We start from the raw sequence: 17,835 nt of genomic DNA, 5'->3' as shown, positions 1-17,835 counted from the left end.
GTCCTCACTCAGGGTGTCCGCGCCCTGGTTCGACGTGATTCGGCGGTGAGAGTTCCTGGCTCCCGGGGGTTCTTCCCCGGTCACAGTGGCGGGACCGCGCCGGATTCGCACCGGCTTCCTCTCTTGCCGCCGTACATGGCGTGGGCAGTCCACCATGCGCCCGGAAGGGCCGTCAACTTGCCGTTGACCTGCGGAGGGAGAGTGTGCCGATCCCCACATCACGGGGCGTGCGGGCATGCCGAAGGCTCCCCTCCGGAGCAACCGGAGGGGAGCCTCAAAGATGTGCGGCCGGGGCGCGGCCACGGCCTGGGCCGGGCCCGCGCCCCGCTCAACGGCAGGTCAGGGCTTGGCCACGATCAGGTAGATGCCGTACGCCACCGCCGCCGCGCAGGCGGCGAAGCAGACGTAGGCGCCGGTGACGGCGAGGCCGGCGGAGCCGCCCTCGGCCGCGGCCTTCTCGCGCCGGGCCAGACCGTTGACGCCGAGGGTGAACAGGGCCACCAGGCCCACCGTGAACACGAGGCTGACGCCGAAGACGGAGCCGATGGCCGCCCAGTCGATCTTCATGGGGATGCTTCTTTCGGTAACCGGGGGCCGGCGTCAGACCGTGGCGGCCGGCGGGGTGGCGGAGGCCGGCTCGGCGGCCGGTGCGGGGATCGTGGCCGTGAGGCCCTCGGTGACCGTGCCCGTGGGCGGCGGCGTCACGGCGGCGATGGCGGTGGTGACGACACCGGCCGGCTCCGCGTTCTCGGCGACGACGTTGGTGTGGTCGACGACCTCGCGGCGGGAGATCTTCCAGATCGCGGCGCTCGAGGCGATCAGGAAGACGGCGACGACGGCGGTGCCCCAGTCACCCAGGTCGGTGACCGACTCCGCGCCCGCGCCGACCAGCGCGGCGGCCGGGAGGGTGAGCAGCCAGGCGACGACCATGCGGGTCGCGGTGGACCAGCGGACCACACCGCCCTTGCGGCCGAGGCCCGCGCCCATCACCGAGCCGGAGACGACGTGCGTGGTGGAGAGGGAGAAGCCGAGGTGGGACGAGGCCAGGATGGCGGTCGCGGCGCTGGTCTGCGCGGCGAAGCCCTGGCGCGGCTCCAGGTCGGTCAGGCCCGTGCCCATGGTGCGGATGATGCGCCAGCCGCCGATGTAGGTGCCGAGCGCGATGGCCAGGCCGGCGGAGAGGATCACCCAGGTGGGAGGGTTGGAACCGGGGGCGATCGAGCCGCCCGCGATCAGCGCGAGCGTGATGATGCCCATCGTCTTCTGGGCGTCGTTGGTGCCGTGCGCGAGGGAGACCAGGCCGGCGGAGGCGATCTGGCCGACGCGGTAGCCCTTGCGGGTGGCCTCGCCCTCGGCCTTGCCGGCTATGCCGTAGGAGAAGCGGGTGGCCAGCATCGAGGCCAGGCCCGCCACGAGCGGCGCGGCGACCGCCGGGAGCAGCACCTTGGTGACCAGGACGTCACCGTGGACGGCGCCGAAGCCGGCGGAGGCGACGGTGGCGCCGACCAGGCCGCCCATCAGGGCGTGCGAGGAACTGGAGGGGAGGCCGACCAGCCAGGTCAGCAGGTTCCAGAGGATCGCGCCGACCAGGGCGGCGAAGATGACCTCGGGACGGATGCCGGTCTCGTCGACGAGACCCTTGGAGATCGTGTTCGCGACCTCCACGGAGAGGAAGGCGCCCGCAAGATTGAGGACGGCGGACATGGCCACCGCGATCTTGGGCTTCAGGGCGCCTGTGGAGATGGTGGTGGCCATCGCGTTGGCGGTGTCGTGGAAACCGTTCGTGAAATCGAACGCGAGTGCGGTTACCACCACAATCGCGAGGATCAGCGAGAAGCTTTCCATTTACCCAGGCAATCGTTCGAGGTCATTGGTTGGATGAACGTAGGCAACCTGGGTGAACGGAAGATGAACTGAGGCAGGCGTGGGAGTGTCGGTAACGCGGGTTGGGGGTTCCGCTTTGCTCCGACGGCCCAGACGCCCCTTGGCTACCGGCCCCGCGCGAGGATCCGCAGCCGGCTGACCGACCCGTTGAAGAGATTCTGGTCACCCGGCAGCGTTCCCCTCGTGCCGTACTGCCAGAACGTCCAGTACCGCCAGCCGCCCGGCAGCGCCCCCGGCCGCGAGGTGCCGTGCCGGGCGATCCACAGTGCGTGGCTGGAGGAGAACGCGCGGCTGTTGCCGGTGCACTGCTTCCACCACTGGGTCGTCGTGTAGATCACCGGGCGGCGGCCGGTCTCCCGCTCGATCTCGTCGCTGAAGGACCGGATCCAGCGGACCATCCGCGCCTTGCCCAGCCCGTAGCACTTGTGCGTGGCGCTGTACGGGTTGTACTCGATGTCGAGCGCGGGCGGCAGCGTCCAGCCGTCCGCCCGCCAGCCGCCGCCGTGCCGCACGAAGTACCCGGCCTGCTTCGCGCCGGAGGACCGGTCCGGCCGGGCGAAGTGGTACGCGCCCCGGAGCAGGCCGGCCGCGCGGGAGCCGGTGTACTGCCCGGAGAAGTAGGGGTTGCGGTAGTCCGTGGACTCGGTCGCCTTGATGTAGACGAACCGTGCGCCCTCGGCCCGGGCGGCCTCCCAGTTCACGCTCTTCTGGTGGGACGACACGTCGTGCCCCTTGGGCGCCTTGGACCGGCCCGAGGCCGGCACCGGCAGCAGCCCGGCGGGTACCGTCGGCCCGGCCTGCTCCATCGGTCCGGTCGGCCAGAACGGCCGGGTCACCGCGGACCCCGGAGCTTCGCCCGACAGCGGAGGCTCGGCCGACCCCGGAGGCCCGGCCGACGCGGTCGCGGTGCCCGTGAGGGCCAGGGCCGCCGCCGTGGCCGTCGCCAGGACGCCGGCGCGACGACGGACCGAGGTGTGTGCACGAGCCATGCGTCTCCCCGCGATCGTCCAGTGGGCAAGGGGGATCATTGAAGGCCCGCTGGTCACGGAAAACGCGCAGAATTCAGGCGTTTCGCCATGAAATGCGCCCGTTCGGCCGTACGGATTCCGGCCCGGTACGGCCCGCCCGCCCGCTCTTCGCCGGCCCGGCTGGCAGGATCGCCGCATGGCTGAACCGCGGCGGAACACGGCAGACGGGCGACAGGACACGCAGCGGGACGCGCGTACGGCCTCGCGTCCCGAAGCGCGGCCGGTCGTGCCGCAGGACGCGGCACGGCTCTGGGCGGATCTGGTCGAGACCGCACGCCGGAGCGTCACCGACGGGCTGGTGGTCGGCACCTCCGGCAACGTCTCCGCCCGCACCGGGGACCTGGTGCTGGTCACCCCCTCGGGCGTCCCCTACGACCGGCTCACCCCCGCCGACATCACCGGCGTCGACCTCACCGGACGCCAGGTGCTCGGCACGCTCGTGCCGACCAGCGAGCTGCCCATGCACCTCGCGGTCTACCGCACCACCGACGCCCGCGCCGTCGTCCACACCCACGCCGTGCACGCCACGGCCGTCTCGGTCCTCGTGCCCGAGCTGCCGCTCGTCCACTACATGGCGGCCGCTCTCGGCGGCCCCGTGCGGGTCGCCCCCTACGCCGCCTACGGCACCGACGAGCTGGCCGAGCACATGCTCCGCGCCCTCGCCGGCCGCTCCGGCTGCCTGCTGCAGAACCACGGCACGATCACCTACGGCGCCACGCTCGGCCAGGCGTACGACCGCACCGCCCAGCTGGAGTGGATGTGCCGCCTGTGGCTGACGGCGTCCTCGGTGCCGGGCCTGACACCGTCTTTGCTGACCGAGGCACAACTCGCGGAGGTCGGGGAACGCTTGAAGGGGTACGGCCAACGGAGGTGACCCCTTGCCGAGCAACAGCCCCTTCCGCACCCTGCCGACTTCGCTCGCCCTGCTCCGCCGCACCCTTGCCAGGCGCACCGGTCCGAGTCGGCCCACCCTGTTCCGCCGCGCCGGCGCCCGGCCGCGGCGCACCTGGCCGGCGCTGCCGAGCCCCCCCGCTCCCCGGTGGCCCTCACCCCGCCCGGCCCTTCCGCTGGCCGGTGGCGCGAACCCCCACGACACTGGAGCCGTGCGCACCGTCAAGGCGACCGCCACCGCACTCACCGCCGTCCTGGCCGCCGGCACGGCTTCCGTGGCCGCCGGCCGGCTCGCGAGCGACGCCGCGCTGAAGGCGCCCGCGGGCCGGCCCCTGCCCACCGAGCCCCGTCTCACCGTGCACGGCACGGCCGCCGGGCAGATCACGCTCACCCGTGACCTGGCCGCCCTGCGCCCCGGCACCTACGGCCTCGCCGGGGACGGCTCCCACGCCGTCGTCGGCCCCGTGCTGCAGGACGCCGCGCACACCGCCGACACCGTCGTACGGCGCCTGGAGCGCGTCACCCACGGCACCTTCGAGGCCGGCGACGGGGTGTGGCTCACCCCCAACCTGTACGTCGGCAACCCCCGCACCGCCCTCGGCCTGGATCACGCCGACGTCGACGTGCCCGGCGACCTGGGCGCCCTGCCCGCCTGGTTCGTGCCCGGCCACCGCGACACCTGGGTGATCGCCGTGCACGGTCTCGGCACCACCCGGGAACAGGTCCTGAACGTGCTGGGCTTCCTGCACGGCCGCCGGCTGCCGGTCCTCGCCCTCGCCTACCGCGGCGACCTCGGCGCCCCACGCCCGCCGGACGGACTGAACCACCTCGGCGAGACCGAGTGGCGGGACGTCGAGGCGGCGATCCGCTACGCCGTCCGCTACGGCGCCCGCCGGGTCGTCCTCCTCGGCTGGTCCACCGGCGCCACCATGGCCCTGCGCGCCGCCGAGCACTCCGCCGTACGCGACCGCATCGCCGGGCTCGTCCTCGACTCGCCGGTGCTCAGCTGGGAGGCGACGCTGCGCGCCCTGGCCCGGGCCCGCCACACCCCGCAGCCGCTGCTGCCGCTCGCCGTGCGGGCCGCGCAGGGCCGCGCCGGACTGCACGCCGACCGGGTCGCCGAGACCACCGACCCCGGCCTGCTCCAGGTCCCCACGCTGATCGTCCACGGCCCGGACGACCAGGTCGCCCCCTGGGAGTTCTCCCGCCGGCTCACCCGCAGCCGCCCCGACCTCGTCGCCCTGCACACCGTCCCGCACGCCCCGCACGCCGCGATGTGGAACGCCGACCCCGAGGAGTACGAGGAACGGCTGCGCCGCTTCCTGGTCCCGCTGATGTGACGGCCGGGTGCCCGGGGCGTGGCTCCCGCAGGCCCGTCCGGCGCCGGTGCGAACCATTCCGTTTAAGGCCGTACGACTGGCCTGATCGCGTCCGTGCCACCCTGACCGCACCCCGTGCCTTGGCCAGCCCCGTCGCCCGCCGTGACATTCCGTTTGGGTTTTCGGACCGTCAACCGGAAGACTGCACCCGTGACGTCCCGTATCCCGCGCGACTCCAGGCTCCGACTCGTCCGACCGCGACCCCTGGCCGCCGCCCCCAGAGCTGTGAACCAGCGGCGCCCTGGCCGCCCCGCACCCCGGCCGCCGGAGGGCACGCCCGCCCCCGCCGAACTGGCCGGAATGGCCCGCACCGGTCTGGCCGGCGCGGCCCGTCTCGCCCGCTGGGCCGACGCCGCACTCGGTCCCGGCCGTGACGGTGCCACCGCCGACGGAAAGGCCACCCTCTCCGACGCCACCGCCGAACGCGCGGCCGCCGACCTCGGCCTGAGCGCCGCTCAGATCCGCGCCGACTGGGACACCGCCCGCCTCGCCGGACTGGTCGAGGTGCACGGCGACAGCGCGCGCCCCGGCTGGCGCCTGCGCGCCTGGAACCGCGACGACAGCGCCGTACTGCGCGGCTGGGTCGCCCTCTTCGACGCCTGGTCGCTCGCCTGCCCCGAACCGGACGGACACGAGCCCGCCAACGTCGCCGAGGTGGTCTCGGCCATGCCCCAGGTGCTCTCCCTCCTCCAGCTGTCCGCCGGCCCGGTCCCGGTCGAGCAGCTGCTCGACCTGCTCCAGCAGCGGGTCACCGAACTGCGCACCGAGCGCTGCGAGGTCGCCTACGAGCCCGGCACCGGACAGCCGGCCCGGTCCCCGGCGGACCCCGCACCCGCCGCCGACGCCCCGCTGGCCCCCCTGCTCGACTGGGCGCTGCGGGCCCTCGGCTCCGTCGGCGCCCTCACCTACGGAGACGGCCAGGCCACGCTCACCCCGCTGGGCAGCTGGGCGGTCTGGGTCAAGCTGGAGCAGATCTGCGTGGCCGCGCAGAGCCCCGCCGGCAACATCGAGCAGTCCGCCGAGGACATGCTCCGCGGCTGCGCCCAGCTCCGCCCCAACGCGGCCCGCGCCGAGTACCGCGCCTGGCTCGCCGCCCGCCCCGTCGGCAGCGCCGTCACCGAGCTGGTCGACGCCGCCCGCGGGGACGACGCGCTGCTGCGCGGCCTGGCCTTCGAGGCACTGCGGGTCGTCGGCGCCCCCGCCGAGCCCGACGTACGGGCCGTCGTGGACGAGCCGGCCCTCAGACCGTACGCCCTGCTGTGGCTCGCCGAGCACGACGGCGTCGACCCGGAGGACGCCCACGAGGTGCTCACCCGGGAGGAGGCCACCTGGCTGTGGGTGGACACCGCCGCCGCCGTCGCCGACCACGGTGAGGCGCCGATGCTGGTCCGGCATCTGGAGTCGGCGGTGCAGCCCACCGTGCTCCAGCTGCTCGACGAGGTCCGCGCCGTCGGTCACCCGCGCACCGTGCAGGTCCTGGTCGCCCTCGCCGCCGCCCATCCCGACCCGGCCCTCGCCAAGGCCGTGCGCCGGGCCGCGTTCCAGGTGCACACCGGGGGATGAGCGGAGAAGGGGCGGCTCAGGCCCCGATCTCCGGGGCGTACGTCCCGAAGCTCCAGATGTTGCCCTCGGTGTCCCGGGCCATGTAGTCCCGCGAGCCGTAGTCCTGGTCCGTCGGGGGCATCAGGATCTCCACGCCGTGCTCCACGGCCCGCTGGTGGTGCGCGTCCACGTCGTCCACCACGACGTACACCCCGGCGGGTCCCGCGGCCTTCATCGCCGTGTCGAAGAGGCCGCCGCGGCCCTTGGAGCCGATCATCACCGCGCCGCTGCCCTGGACCAGCTCGGCGTGCATCACCTTGCCGTCCTCCGTCTCGTACAGCGACAGCTCGGTGAAGCCGAGGGCCTCGGTCAGCTGCCTGATCGCCGCCTTCGCGTCCGTGTACAGCAGCGTGGGGTACACGCTCGGCCGTGCGCCGCCCGTTCCCGCCATGCCGATCACTCCTTCGTGCATCGGTTCCGCCATGCTCTCCGAGTCTCGCAGGCGCCACTGACAACGCGTCAGCGGAACGTGTCGCAACGTGCCATGTCGCCCGTCCGGTACCCCTGCCGGAACCACTGCTGCCGCTGCTGCGCCGACCCGTGCGTCCAGGTCTCCGGCGTCACCCGGCCCTGGTACCGCTCCTGGATCCGGTCGTCGCCCACGGCCGCGGCGGCGTCCAGGCCGTCCGTGATGTCGGCGGCCGTCAGACTGCTGACCAGCGGGCGCCCGGTCGACTCGTCGGGCGTGGTCGTGGCATGGCGCGCCCACACGCCGGCGTAGCAGTCCGCCTGCAGCTCGGTGCGCACCGCGCCGCTGTTCGCGCCGGTCAGCCCGTCCTGGGAGCGGCCGAGCACGCCGAGCAGGTCCTGTACGTGGTGCCCGTACTCGTGCGCGATCACGTACGCCTGGGCGAAGGGGCCGCCGGAGGCGCCGAAGTTCGTCCGCAGCTCGTCGAAGAAGCCGAGGTCCAGGTAGACCTTGCGGTCCGCGGGGCAGTAGAACGGGCCGACCGCCGAGGTCGCCGTGCCGCACGCCGTACCGATCCGCCCGCTGAAGAACACCGTCGGCGAGGGACTGTACGTCCGCCCGCGCCGCCGGAACTCCTGGGTCCAGTAGTCCTGCACGCTGTTCACCACGGCCACCGCCCGGCAGTCGTACCGGATGTTCGCGTCCCGGCCGGTACGGCAGGTCCGCTGGACCTGGTCGAGCGAGGAGGCGGTGGGCTCGGCCGAGTCACCGGAGGACAGCCCCAGCTGGTCCGGGCCGATGCCGAAGAAGAGCCCGAGCAGCAGGGCGATCAGGCCGGCGATGCCGCCCCCGACCGTCGCCCTGCCGCCGGGGATCCGGCTGCCGCGCACGTCCTGCACCTCGGAGGTGTCCAGATCCGCGTCGTCGTCGAACTGCACGCGCCACCGCCTTCCGACCGCGCCGCCGCGCGCACCGTCCGAGCCCTGGCGCCATCCTTACCCGCCCCACCGTCCCGCGCCGCCGGTCGAACCGCCGAACGGGGGACGTGCCACCCCCACCCGCCCGGCCACCCGGCCGACCCCGCGGGCGGTGGCTACGCTCGGCGCCTGTTCCGGTTCCGGGCCGGCGGAGACGGAAGGGGGCAAGGTGCCACTCCCACCCCACGCCCCCGACCACCCCGCGCCACCCCCCGAACCCACCCCGACTCCAAAACCCGACCCGGCGGCCCCGAAACCCGACCCGCCCCCGGCCCCGATGCGGCCATCCGGTCCCGCGCCCGCGCCGCATCCCGCCCCAGCGCGACCCGACCCGGCGGCCCCGAAACCCGACCCGCTCCCGGCCCCCATGCCGTGGACCGGTCCGGTGCCTGCGCCGCATCCCGCCCCAGCGCGACCCCCTGCGGCCCTGGAACCCGACCCCTCTCCGGCGATCACGCACCTCGCCCCGGCCGGCCTCGCACCCCCGGCCGCACCCGCCGCCCTCGCCACACCCGCGAAGCACGGCCCGGCCGGTTCGGGCGCCGCTGTGTCCGGCGTCGGTGGGGTCGCCCGGAGGGTCGTCGCCGGGCTGGTGGCCGGCGGCGTGGCCGTGGGGCTGCTCGGCGTGGCTCATCAGCTGCGGCCCGCCCCGTACGGCGACCGGCTCCTGCGCAGCGGGCACGGGGAGTGGTCGGCGCGGGCGCAGGGCGCCGTCGTGGTCGGCTACGACCGCCGTACCGGTGCCCCGCGCTGGCGGTACGCGCGCGTGGGGCACCGCCCCCTCGACGTGCTGCCCGCGCGCGGGGCGGTGATCACGCTCTGGGACGACGGGCTGCTCACCGACACCGACGGCCGTTCCGTTCGCTGGCACCGGGCCCTGCCCGACGCGGCCGACTGGCTCCCGGCCCAGGGCGGCACCGGCGTCCTGCGCCCCCTCGGCCGCGGCATCCTCGCGGTCGTCACCCCGAGCCGCGTCACCGCCTACCGCACCGCCGACGGCGATCTGCGCTGGGTGCTGCCCGCCCGGCAGGGCTGCGCGTTCCGGCCCGACGGCGCCGTACGGCGGGGCGCCGCCCTGCTCCTCGCCCAGCCCTGCGCGGACGCCGCCTGGACCGGCCAGCTCGTGGCCCTCGACGACCTGGGCCGGATCGTGCCCGACCGCACCCCGCTGGGCAACGATCTCCCCGGCCGGCACCACCGACACCTGGACGCAGAAAAACGACTTGCCCGGCCCCGTTAGAATTGCCCCATGGCCATTCTCCTCGCGCATTAGACGGCGGGAACGTCCTCAGCCGCCCACCCGCCAATCCCTGTCTGCCCTGGAGTCTGTCCGTGATCTCCGCCTCCGGTATCGAGCTGCGCGCCGGTGCGCGCGTCCTCATCGAGAACGCCACCTTCCGTGTCGCCAAGGGCGACCGCATCGGCCTCGTCGGCCGCAACGGCGCCGGCAAGACCACCCTGACGAAGTGCCTGGCCGGTGAGGGCATCCCCGCCGGCGGCACGATCACCCGCTCCGGCGAGGTCGGCTACCTCCCGCAGGACCCCCGCACCGGTGACCTGGACGTCCTCGCCCGCGACCGCATCCTCTCCGCCCGCGGCCTCGACGTGCTGATCCGCAAGATGCGCGAGAACGAGGAGCGCATCGCGAACGGCAAGGGCGGCACCCGCGACAAGGCCATGAAGCAGTACGAGCGCCAGGAGACGGAGTTCCTCACCAAGGGCGGGTACGCCGCCGAGGCCGAGGCCGCCACCATCGCCGCCGCCCTGAACCTGCCCGACCGGGTGCTCGGCCAGCCCCTGCACACGCTCTCCGGCGGTCAGCGCCGCCGTATCGAGCTGGCCCGGATCCTGTTCTCGGACGCCGACACCCTGCTGCTCGACGAGCCCACCAACCACCTGGACGCGGACTCGATCATCTGGCTGCGGGACTACCTGAAGACCTACCGCGGCGGCTTCATCGTGATCTCCCACGACGTCGACCTGGTGGACACCGTCGTCAACAAGGTCTTCTACCTGGACGCGAACCGCTCCGCGATCGACGTCTACAACATGGGCTGGAAGCTGTACCAGCAGCAGCGCGAGGCCGACGAGAAGCGCCGCAAGCGCGAGCGCGCCAACGCCGAGAAGAAGGCCGCCGCCCTGCACTCGCAGGCCGACAAGATGCGCGCCAAGGCCACCAAGACGGTCGCCGCGCAGAACATGGCCCGCCGCGCCGACAAGCTGCTCTCCGGACTGGAAGCGGTCCGCCAGTCCGACAAGGTCGCCAAGCTCCGCTTCCCGGAGCCCTCGCCCTGCGGCAAGACCCCGCTGATGGCCGAGGGCCTGTCGAAGTCGTACGGCTCGCTGGAGATCTTCACCGACGTCGACCTCGCCATCGACAAGGGCTCCAGGGTCGTCATCCTGGGCCTCAACGGCGCCGGCAAGACCACCCTGCTGCGGCTGCTGGGCGGCGTCGAGAAGCCGGACACCGGCCAGGTCGTCCCCGGCCACGGCCTCAAGCTCGGGTACTACGCCCAGGAGCACGAGACCCTGGACCCGGACCGCACGGTCCTGGAGAACATGCGCTCGGCCGCCCCCGACATGGACCTGGTCGAGGTCCGCAAGGTGCTCGGCTCGTTCCTGTTCTCCGGCGACGACGTCGACAAGCCTGCCGGTGTCCTCTCCGGCGGCGAGAAGACCCGGCTCGCCCTCGCCACCCTCGTCGTCTCCTCGGCGAACGTGCTGCTCCTGGACGAGCCGACGAACAACCTGGACCCGGCCAGCCGCGAGGAGATCCTCGGCGCCCTGCGCACCTACAAGGGCGCGGTCGTCCTCGTCACCCACGACGAGGGAGCCGTCCAGGCGCTCCAGCCGGAGCGGATCATCCTGCTGCCCGACGGCGTCGAGGACCTGTGGGGTTCCGACTACGCGGATCTCGTCGCCCTGGCCTGACCGAGGGCCTGATCCACTGCGTATGGATCATTCGGCCGATCCGTGATCCATCATCTGTGTGAGATCTCCTCGTATCGCGGTGTGTCGTACACGGATTTTCCGGCCGATCCCTTGGCAGCCAAGGGATCGGCCGTTGTGCGTCCCTGACCTGGTACTTCGCGAATCCACCCGTACGGACCCGTGGATCCCGCCCGCTGGAATTGGGCATTCCGCTTGTGGGGGTCGGCTCCTGTCGTCACAACGATGTCTCACCGACCTTGCCGAATGGGTGGCCATCGCGCCCGGGAGGGGTGATCATGAGGAGACCAGAGCGCACTTCCCATGAGGAGGCACGGGTGGCCGAGACTCTGAAGAAGGGCAGCCGGGTGACCGGCGCCGCGCGCGACAAGCTCGCGGCAGACCTGAAGAAGAAGTACGACTCCGGTGCGAGCATCCGGGCGCTGGCCGAGGAGACCGGCCGCTCGTATGGCTTCGTACACCGGATGCTCAGCGAGTCGGGCGTCACGCTGCGTGGGCGTGGCGGAGCGACCCGGGGCAAGAAGGCCGCTACGTCCTGACTCCGGGCGGCCCATCGGCTTCGATGGTGGCCACCCGGTCGGCGGTCTGATCGACCGGGTGGTTACTGTGCAGTCACTTAGCATGCCGTACGGCACTGCGTGATGACTGCACCCATCGGAGGCGCCCCATGGCTTCGCCCGACCAGGACCTCGCTCCTGTACTCGACAAGGACGGCGTACGGCTCACCGTCGACGACGCGCTCGCCACGGTGACGCTGACCAACCCGGACAAGCGCAATGCGCAGAGCCCCGCTCTGTGGCGGGCGCTCGCCGAGGCCGGGAGGCTGCTGCCGGGCTCCGTCCGCGTCGTGGTGCTGCGCGGCGAGGGCAAGTCCTTCTCCGCCGGGCTGGACCGGCAGATGTTCACTCCGGAGGGGATCCCGGGCGAGCCGACCTTCATCGAACTCGCGCGCCGTGACGACGCCGGGCTCGACGCGACCATCGCCGAGTACCAGGAGGCGTTCACCTGGTGGCGGCGGACCGACATCGTGTCCATCGCCGCTGTCCAGGGGCATGCCATCGGGGCCGGCTTCCAGCTCGCGCTCGGCTGCGACCTGCGGGTCGTCGCCGACGACGTGCAGTTCGCCATGCGCGAGACCAGCCTCGGTCTCGTCCCCGACCTGACCGGCACCCATCCGCTGGTCGGGCTCGTCGGGTACGCCCGTGCGCTGGAGATCTGCGTGACCGGACGGTTCGTCGGGGCCGCGGAGTCGGTGTCCAGCGGGCTGGCCAACCTCGCGGTGCCCGCGGCCGAACTCGACGCGGCGGCACGGGACCTGGCCGCCGCCGTGCTGGCCGCGCCCCGCGACGCCGTGGTGGAGACCAAGGGGTTGCTCCGGGGTGCCGCCGGCCGCTCCTACGAGGAGCAGCGCGCCGCGGAGCGGGCCGCCCAGGCCCGACGGCTGCGGGACCTGGCCGGGCTCGGCGAATGAGCGGGCGGGGCCGCGTCGGCCCTGCCCGGAGGGGTTCCCGGCACCGGCCCTGAACCGGAACAACGGCGCCGGCCGGCCGGCGGTGACCGACACGGCCACCGCCGGCCGGGCAGCGCATCAGAACCCGTGTCGTGTGCCGCCGTCCACGGGCACCATCACGCCCGTCACATAGGACGCCGCCGGAGACAGCACGAACGCCGCGACCCGCCCGAACTCCTCGGGCACCCCGTACCGGCGCAGCGGGATCCGCGACTCGTTGGCGGCCCTGGTGGCCTCGGGGTCGGCCGACAGCGCGTCCAGCTCGCGCATGCGGTCCGTGGCGATCCGCCCCGGCAGCAGCCCCACCACCCGGATCCCCCGCGGCCCCAGTTCGTCGGCGATCGACTTGGCGAAGCCGGCCAGCCCCGGCCGCAGCCCGTTGGACACGGTCAGGCCTGGAATCGGCTCGTACACCGACCCGGACAGCACGAAGCCGATGACACCGCCCGCCTCCAGCTCGGCCGCCGCGGCGCGGGCGACCCGCACCGCGCCGAGGAAGACGGACTCGAAGGCGGCCCGCCACTGTTCGTCGGTGTTGTCCGCGACGAACCCGGGCGGCGGCCCGCCCACGCTCACCAACACCCCGTGGAAGCCGCCGAAGTGCTCGCGGGCGGCCGCGATCAGCCGCCCGGGAGCCTCGTCGTCGGCGTTGTCCACGGCCACGCCCACCGCGTTCGGGCCCAGTTCGGCGGCGGCGTCGGCGACCCGCTTCTCGTCCCGGCCGGTGATGACCACCTTCGCCCCGTCGGCGACGAGTTCCCGCGCGGTGGCGTTGCCGAGGCCCCGGGTGGCCCCGGTGACGACGTACACCCGGTCCTTCAGTCCAAGATCCATGACCCCTATCCTGCCTCGTCGTCCCCGTACAGCGTGAGGGCGGTGTTCACCAGACCGATGTGACTGAACGCCTGCGGGAAGTTGCCCAGCTGACGGCCGTCGACGGGGTCGTACTCCTCGGCCAGCAGGCCCACGTCGTTGCACAGGCCCACCAGCCGGTCGAACAGCTCGCGGGCCTCCTTCCTCCGGCCGGTCAGATGCAGTGCGTCGGCCAGCCAGAAGGAACAGGCCAGGAAGGCGCCCTCGCCGCTCGGCAGCCCGTCGATCACCGAGTCCTCGGTGTCGTAGCGGCGCAGGAAGCCACCGTGCCCGAGGCCGTCGCGGATCGCGTCGACCGTGCCGGTCACCCGCGGGTCGTCCGGCGGCAGGAACCCCACCCGGGGGATGAGCAGCAGTGCCGCGTCGAGTTCGCGAGAGCCGTAGTACTGGGTGAAGGTGTTGCGCTCGGCGTCGAAGCCCTTCTCACACACCTCCCGGTGGACCTCGTCGCGCAGTCCGCGCCAGCCCTCCAGGTCGCCGTCCAGCTCCTTGTGCTGCTCCAGCGTCCGCACGGCGCGGTCGGCGGCCACCCACACCATCACCTTGGAGTGCACGAACGGGCGCCGGCCGCCGCGCACCTCCCACAGGCCCTCGTCCGGCTGCCGCCACGCCGACTCCAGGAACGTCATCAGCGAGCGCTGCATGGCCCACATGTGCGGCCGGGGCGACAGTCCCGACGCGCGGGCCAGCGACAGCGAGTCCATCACCTCGCCGTACACGTCCAGCTGGAGCTGGTCGACGGCGCCGTTGCCGATGCGGACGGGGGAGGAGCCGGCGAAACCGGGCAGCCACGGCAGTTCCGTCTCCGGCAGCCGCCGCTCGCCCGCGACGCCGTACATGATCTGCAGGTCGTCCGGGTTGCCGGCGACCGCGCGCAGCAGCCAGTTCCGCCAGGCCTCGGCCTCGTCCTGATAGCCCGCGGTGAGCAGCGCGCCGAGGGTGAGGGTGGAGTCGCGCAGCCAGCAGTAGCGGTAGTCCCAGTTGCGCACGCCGCCCGGCTTCTCCGGCAGCGAGGTGGTCGCCGCGGCGACGATCCCGCCGGTCGGGGCGTAGGTGAGGGCCTTGAGGGTGATGAGGGAGCGGACGACCTCGTCCCGGTACGGGCCGTCGTACCGGCACCGCCGAGCCCAGCGCCGCCAGTCGGTGACGCTGCTCTCCAGCGCCTCGTACGGGTCGGTGAGCGGCGGGCGTTTCTCGTGCGAGGGGTGCCAGGTGAGCACGAACGCGACCCGTTCGCCCTCGGTGAGGGTGAACTCCGAGTGGGTGCCGAAGTCCTCGCCCCAGGTGCGTACCGGCGGTTCGGCGCGCAGCCAGGCGGAGTCCGGACCCGCGACGGCCACCCGGTGGCCGTCCGCGCGGCGCACCCAGGGCGTGACCGAGCCGTAGTCGAAGCGCAGGCGCAGGGTGCTGCGGACGGTGACCCGGCCGCTGACGCCCTCCACGATCCGCACGACGTCCGGGGCGCGGTCGCGCTGTGGCATCAGGTCGGTGACACGGACCGCGCCGTCGGCCGTCTCCCACTCGGTGTCCAGGACGAGGGTGTCGGAACGATAGGCACGGCGGGTGCAGGTGTCCGCTCCCTCGGGTGCGATCCGCCAGTAACCGTGGTCCTCGTCGCCGAGCATCCGGGCGAAGCAGGCACCGGAGTCGAAGCGCGGCAGGCACAGCCAGTCGATCGACCCGTCCTTGCCGACCAGCGCCGCGGTCTGCTCGTCCCCGATGAGTGCGTAGTCGTCGATGCGCGCGTTCACGGAATGCGGTTTCCCGGCGGACCAGGGGGCCAATCAGGTGGGCCGCCGGGGGAGTGACCGGTTCCCGGACGACGACGGCGTGCTCAGACCGTGGCCGGTTCGGTTTCCTCCGGCTGCGGCTGCGCCGCGGCCTCCTCACGGTCCCGGATCTCCCGCCGGACCAGGAACCACCAGCCGACCGGAACGGCCGCCGCGAACAGCCACCACTGGATCATGTAGGCGTAGTTCAGCGGGGCGTCCTCGCTGCCCGGGTCGGAGATCTGTTCCGGGGAGCCGTCCCTGGGCTGGGGGGCGGTCTGCTGGATGTAGCCGCCGAGCACCGGCGCGCCCAGCCGCCGCGCCTCCTCCGCGCTGCTGATCAGCATGATCTGCCGGTCGGGGAGACCCTTGACGTTCTTGATGCCGCTCGCCGCGGTCGTCTCGTCGGCCATCAGCCGCCCGGTGACGGTGGTGCGGCCGGCGGGCGGGGCGGGGATCTCGGGGAAGGCGGTCTGGACGCCGTTCGCGGGGATCCAGCCGCGGTTGACGAGCAGCACCTTGCCGTCGCTGAGGACGAACGGGGTGAGGACGTGGAAGCCGACCTCGCCGTCGGAGCTGGTCCGGCGGCGGACCACGACCTCCTTCGCGGTGTCGAAGGTGCCGGCCGCGGTGACCGTGCGGTACTTCTCGGTACGGCTCACCGCGTGGCCGGGAGAGGTCAGCCGCTCCACGGGAACCGGCTTCGCGTGCAGCGCGGCGGAGACGAGGTCGTTGCGGGCCGTGCGTTCCTCGTACCGGTGCTGCTGCCAGAAACCCAGCCTGATCATCGTCGGGATCAGCGCGATCGCGACGAGAGTGAGGATCACCCACTGGCGGGACAGCAGAAAGCGGTAGCGGTGCACCCCACGACGTTACCTCCGGGCCGTGGGGTGCATTCACGCGGGTACCGGGTCACACCCGGTCGACGATGCCGGCCCTCCCCTCGGCGCGGGCGCAGTGCGCGCCGCAGTACCAGTGGCCCTCCACCTCCACGCCCTGGCCGATGATCTGCACCCGGCAGTGCTCGCAGATCGGGGCCATGCGGTGGATCGCGCAGGAGAAGCAGTCGAAGACGTGCACCGAGCCCTGCGCGTGCACCTCGAAGGTCATTCCGTAGTCATTGCCGCAAACTTCGCATGTCGCCATGCGCCACAGGGTGAGCCGTCGCCGATTCCCGGGCGAGCGGGGGCCGGGTGAGTCGTGTGGTAATCACCCATTCGTACGCTCGCCCGGCGCTGGAGTGCCCTTCGGCCCCGGTCGACGGGGTGTCCTTCGCGCTGGGGGACGGAGTGTCCGCCGGCCGGTGTCGCGCCTGCTGTCACGCCTGCCCGTCGGCCGGCTCGACATCCCTGAGCAGCTGCCCGAACGCGGCCTCGTCCATGATCGGCGTGCCGAACTGCCGGGCCTTGACCGTCTTCGAGGTGCCCGAGTCCGGGTCGTTGGTCACCAGCAGGCTGGTCAGCCGGGAGACGCTGGTGGCGACGTGCAGACCGGCCTCCACGGCCCGGTCCTCCAGCAGCTCGCGCTCGGTCGACGTGTCGCCGGAGAAGGCCACCCGCATGCCCTGTTTGAGTCTTTTGCCGTCTTCGTAGCGACCCGGGTTGGGATAGGGGCATGCGGGCCTTTTGCGGGACGGGCGCCAACTGGTGGGCCGGTAGCTGCCGTAGCCGCCCGCCGACTGCCGGGGCACGGGCCGGTCCGACCACTCCGTCAGCGGCCGGCACTCCAGCAGCGGCAGCCGGACACCGCCCTCCGCCGCGGCCCGCAGGCTGGGCCGGAACGCCTCCGCCAGCACGCGCGCGTCGTCCAGCGCGTGGTGCGCCCGCTGCTGCACGACCCCGAAGTGCGCCGCCAGCGACTCCAGCTTGAAGTTGGGCAGCGGCAGGCCCAGCTCCTTCGACAGCGCGATGGTGCACAGGCGCTGCCGCACCGGCGCCTCGCTCCGCACGCGCGCGTACTCCCGCGCGATCATCTGCCAGTCGAAGACCGCGTTGTGCGCGACGAGCACCCGGCCGTCCAGGCGGGCGGCGAACTCCTGCGCGATGTCCGCGAACAGCGGTGCGCCGTCGAGCACCGCAGTTGTCAGACCGTGTATCCACACGGGTCCCGGATCGCGCTCCGGGTTGACCAGCGTGTACCAGTGGTCCTCGACCTCGCCGTGCTCGTCCAGCCGGTAGACGGCCGCGGAGATGATCCGGTCGTCCCGGGCCAGGCCGGTGGTCTCCACGTCAACGACCGCGTATCCCTTCGGATACGCGGCCGGCCACTGGGTGGGGGAGGACACTGCGGTCGCACGGTCTTCGAGCATGGTCATTGAGGATACGGGCCGTGACTGACAGCCCGGCTCGTCAGGTCCCGGCCGGGCGACCCGGGATCGCCCTCCTGCTCGGCCCTCGCGCGTGTGCGCGAGCCCGCGGGCGTTCCCTATCCCCGCACGCGCGCGTGCGGGCGAAAGGCCGTGACGCCCGGGTGAGTTCGCTCCGGTCGCGCCCGTGGCGGCCGCGGGCGCCCCGTCCGGTGTCACGAAACGGGCGGTACGGACGCCGTGGGCGGACAGGGGCCCC

General features: G+C 73.1%; 17 protein-coding genes and 1 riboswitch. Of the genes, 7 read left to right on the top strand and 10 right to left on the bottom strand.

Annotation, left to right across the window (positions count from 1 at the left end; genetic code table 11):
• Nucleotides 1–27 precede the first annotated feature (27 nt).
• A riboswitch (cobalamin riboswitch) is annotated at nt 28–169 on the bottom strand.
• 170 nt (nt 170–339) lie between these two features.
• From FHS34_RS32985 to FHS34_RS32975, 3 genes are all read right to left on the bottom strand, one after another.
• Nucleotides 340–567, bottom strand: a complete 228-nt coding sequence (locus FHS34_RS32985; protein ID WP_184972345.1) for a hypothetical protein — start codon at nt 565–567, stop codon at nt 340–342.
• A 33-nt stretch (nt 568–600) separates the two neighbouring features.
• Nucleotides 601–1,845, bottom strand: a complete 1,245-nt coding sequence (locus tag FHS34_RS32980; RefSeq protein ID WP_184972343.1) for an inorganic phosphate transporter — start codon at nt 1,843–1,845, stop codon at nt 601–603.
• Between the two features lie 143 nt (nt 1,846–1,988).
• The gene (locus FHS34_RS32975) at nt 1,989–2,873 is read right to left on the bottom strand and encodes a lysozyme (RefSeq protein WP_184972341.1); all 885 of its coding nucleotides are present in this window, start codon (nt 2,871–2,873) and stop codon (nt 1,989–1,991) included.
• 175 nt (nt 2,874–3,048) lie between these two features.
• Between FHS34_RS32975 and FHS34_RS32970 the strand changes: the two genes are divergently transcribed.
• The 3 genes from FHS34_RS32970 (at nt 3,049) to FHS34_RS32960 (ending at nt 6,745) form a co-directional block, all read left to right on the top strand.
• Nucleotides 3,049–3,786: a class II aldolase/adducin family protein gene (locus tag FHS34_RS32970; RefSeq protein WP_184972339.1), complete on the top strand. Its 738-nt coding sequence runs from the start codon at nt 3,049–3,051 to the stop codon at nt 3,784–3,786.
• Nucleotides 3,787–4,015: 229 nt separating this feature from the next.
• Nucleotides 4,016–5,143: an alpha/beta hydrolase gene (locus tag FHS34_RS32965; protein WP_184972337.1), complete on the top strand. Its 1,128-nt coding sequence runs from the start codon at nt 4,016–4,018 to the stop codon at nt 5,141–5,143.
• Between the two features lie 189 nt (nt 5,144–5,332).
• Complete coding sequence (locus FHS34_RS32960; RefSeq protein WP_184972335.1) at nt 5,333–6,745, top strand: hypothetical protein; 1,413 nt, start codon at nt 5,333–5,335, stop codon at nt 6,743–6,745.
• A 16-nt stretch (nt 6,746–6,761) separates the two neighbouring features.
• Here the strand turns inward: FHS34_RS32960 and FHS34_RS32955 are convergent, their stop codons facing one another.
• On the bottom strand, nt 6,762–7,196 hold the full coding sequence (locus FHS34_RS32955) for a VOC family protein (RefSeq protein ID WP_184972678.1): 435 nt from the start codon (nt 7,194–7,196) through the stop codon (nt 6,762–6,764).
• 47 nt (nt 7,197–7,243) lie between these two features.
• Complete coding sequence (gene ypfJ / locus FHS34_RS32950) at nt 7,244–8,131, bottom strand: KPN_02809 family neutral zinc metallopeptidase (protein WP_184972333.1); 888 nt, start codon at nt 8,129–8,131, stop codon at nt 7,244–7,246.
• A gap of 424 nt (nt 8,132–8,555) precedes the next feature.
• Here ypfJ and FHS34_RS32945 point away from each other — a divergent pair, with 424 nt between their 5' ends.
• The 4 genes from FHS34_RS32945 to FHS34_RS32930 all read left to right on the top strand — a co-directional run bounded on the left by FHS34_RS32945 (nt 8,556) and on the right by FHS34_RS32930 (nt 12,590).
• Nucleotides 8,556–9,410 carry a PQQ-binding-like beta-propeller repeat protein gene (locus tag FHS34_RS32945; RefSeq protein ID WP_225817749.1) on the top strand — a complete coding sequence of 285 codons (855 nt, stop codon included), beginning with the start codon at nt 8,556–8,558 and terminating at the stop codon, nt 9,408–9,410.
• A gap of 92 nt (nt 9,411–9,502) precedes the next feature.
• Nucleotides 9,503–11,101 (top strand): ABC-F family ATP-binding cassette domain-containing protein, encoded by a 1,599-nt coding sequence (locus FHS34_RS32940; protein WP_184972331.1) that lies wholly within the window; start codon nt 9,503–9,505, stop codon nt 11,099–11,101.
• Nucleotides 11,102–11,436: 335 nt separating this feature from the next.
• A complete protein-coding gene (locus FHS34_RS32935; protein WP_010355597.1) occupies nt 11,437–11,658 on the top strand; it encodes a helix-turn-helix domain-containing protein in 222 nt (73 codons plus the stop codon).
• A 128-nt stretch (nt 11,659–11,786) separates the two neighbouring features.
• The gene (locus FHS34_RS32930) at nt 11,787–12,590 is read left to right on the top strand and encodes an enoyl-CoA hydratase/isomerase family protein (RefSeq protein WP_184972329.1); all 804 of its coding nucleotides are present in this window, start codon (nt 11,787–11,789) and stop codon (nt 12,588–12,590) included.
• Nucleotides 12,591–12,707: 117 nt separating this feature from the next.
• Here FHS34_RS32930 and FHS34_RS32925 read toward each other — a convergent pair whose 3' ends face one another.
• The 5 genes from FHS34_RS32925 to FHS34_RS32905 all read right to left on the bottom strand — a co-directional run bounded on the left by FHS34_RS32925 (nt 12,708) and on the right by FHS34_RS32905 (nt 17,579).
• A complete protein-coding gene (locus FHS34_RS32925) occupies nt 12,708–13,463 on the bottom strand; it encodes an SDR family oxidoreductase (RefSeq protein WP_184972327.1) in 756 nt (251 codons plus the stop codon).
• Nucleotides 13,464–13,468: 5 nt separating this feature from the next.
• Nucleotides 13,469–15,253, bottom strand: a complete 1,785-nt coding sequence (locus tag FHS34_RS32920; protein WP_184972325.1) for a glycoside hydrolase family 15 protein — start codon at nt 15,251–15,253, stop codon at nt 13,469–13,471.
• Nucleotides 15,254–15,336: 83 nt separating this feature from the next.
• A complete protein-coding gene (locus tag FHS34_RS32915) occupies nt 15,337–16,134 on the bottom strand; it encodes an SURF1 family cytochrome oxidase biogenesis protein (protein WP_184972323.1) in 798 nt (265 codons plus the stop codon).
• 49 nt (nt 16,135–16,183) lie between these two features.
• Nucleotides 16,184–16,417 carry a metallothionein gene (locus FHS34_RS32910; protein ID WP_184972321.1) on the bottom strand — a complete coding sequence of 78 codons (234 nt, stop codon included), beginning with the start codon at nt 16,415–16,417 and terminating at the stop codon, nt 16,184–16,186.
• A gap of 172 nt (nt 16,418–16,589) precedes the next feature.
• Entirely contained in the window at nt 16,590–17,579 is a 990-nt protein-coding gene (locus FHS34_RS32905; RefSeq protein WP_184972319.1) for a DEDDh family exonuclease, read from the bottom strand.
• Between the last annotated feature and the right edge of the window lie 256 nt (nt 17,580–17,835).

The organism is Streptomyces echinatus (assembly GCF_014203595.1).
Taxonomy (GTDB): domain Bacteria; phylum Actinomycetota; class Actinomycetes; order Streptomycetales; family Streptomycetaceae; genus Streptomyces; species Streptomyces echinatus.
Note: the sequence above shows the minus strand (reverse complement) of the source record. Positions and strands in the feature narration are given on the sequence as shown.

Coding starts and splice junctions, on each gene's coding strand:
- FHS34_RS32910 (WP_184972321.1), bottom strand. CDS start 16,417: ATGGCGACATGCGAAGTTTGCGGCAATGACTACGGAATGACCTTCGAG.
- FHS34_RS32985 (WP_184972345.1), bottom strand. CDS start 567: ATGAAGATCGACTGGGCGGCCATCGGCTCCGTCTTCGGCGTCAGCCTC.
- FHS34_RS32980 (WP_184972343.1), bottom strand. CDS start 1,845: ATGGAAAGCTTCTCGCTGATCCTCGCGATTGTGGTGGTAACCGCACTC.
- FHS34_RS32955 (WP_184972678.1), bottom strand. CDS start 7,196: ATGCACGAAGGAGTGATCGGCATGGCGGGAACGGGCGGCGCACGGCCG.
- FHS34_RS32975 (WP_184972341.1), bottom strand. CDS start 2,873: ATGGCTCGTGCACACACCTCGGTCCGTCGTCGCGCCGGCGTCCTGGCG.
- FHS34_RS32930 (WP_184972329.1), top strand. CDS start 11,787: ATGGCTTCGCCCGACCAGGACCTCGCTCCTGTACTCGACAAGGACGGC.
- FHS34_RS32970 (WP_184972339.1), top strand. CDS start 3,049: ATGGCTGAACCGCGGCGGAACACGGCAGACGGGCGACAGGACACGCAG.
- FHS34_RS32905 (WP_184972319.1), bottom strand. CDS start 17,579: ATGCTCGAAGACCGTGCGACCGCAGTGTCCTCCCCCACCCAGTGGCCG.
- FHS34_RS32925 (WP_184972327.1), bottom strand. CDS start 13,463: ATGGATCTTGGACTGAAGGACCGGGTGTACGTCGTCACCGGGGCCACC.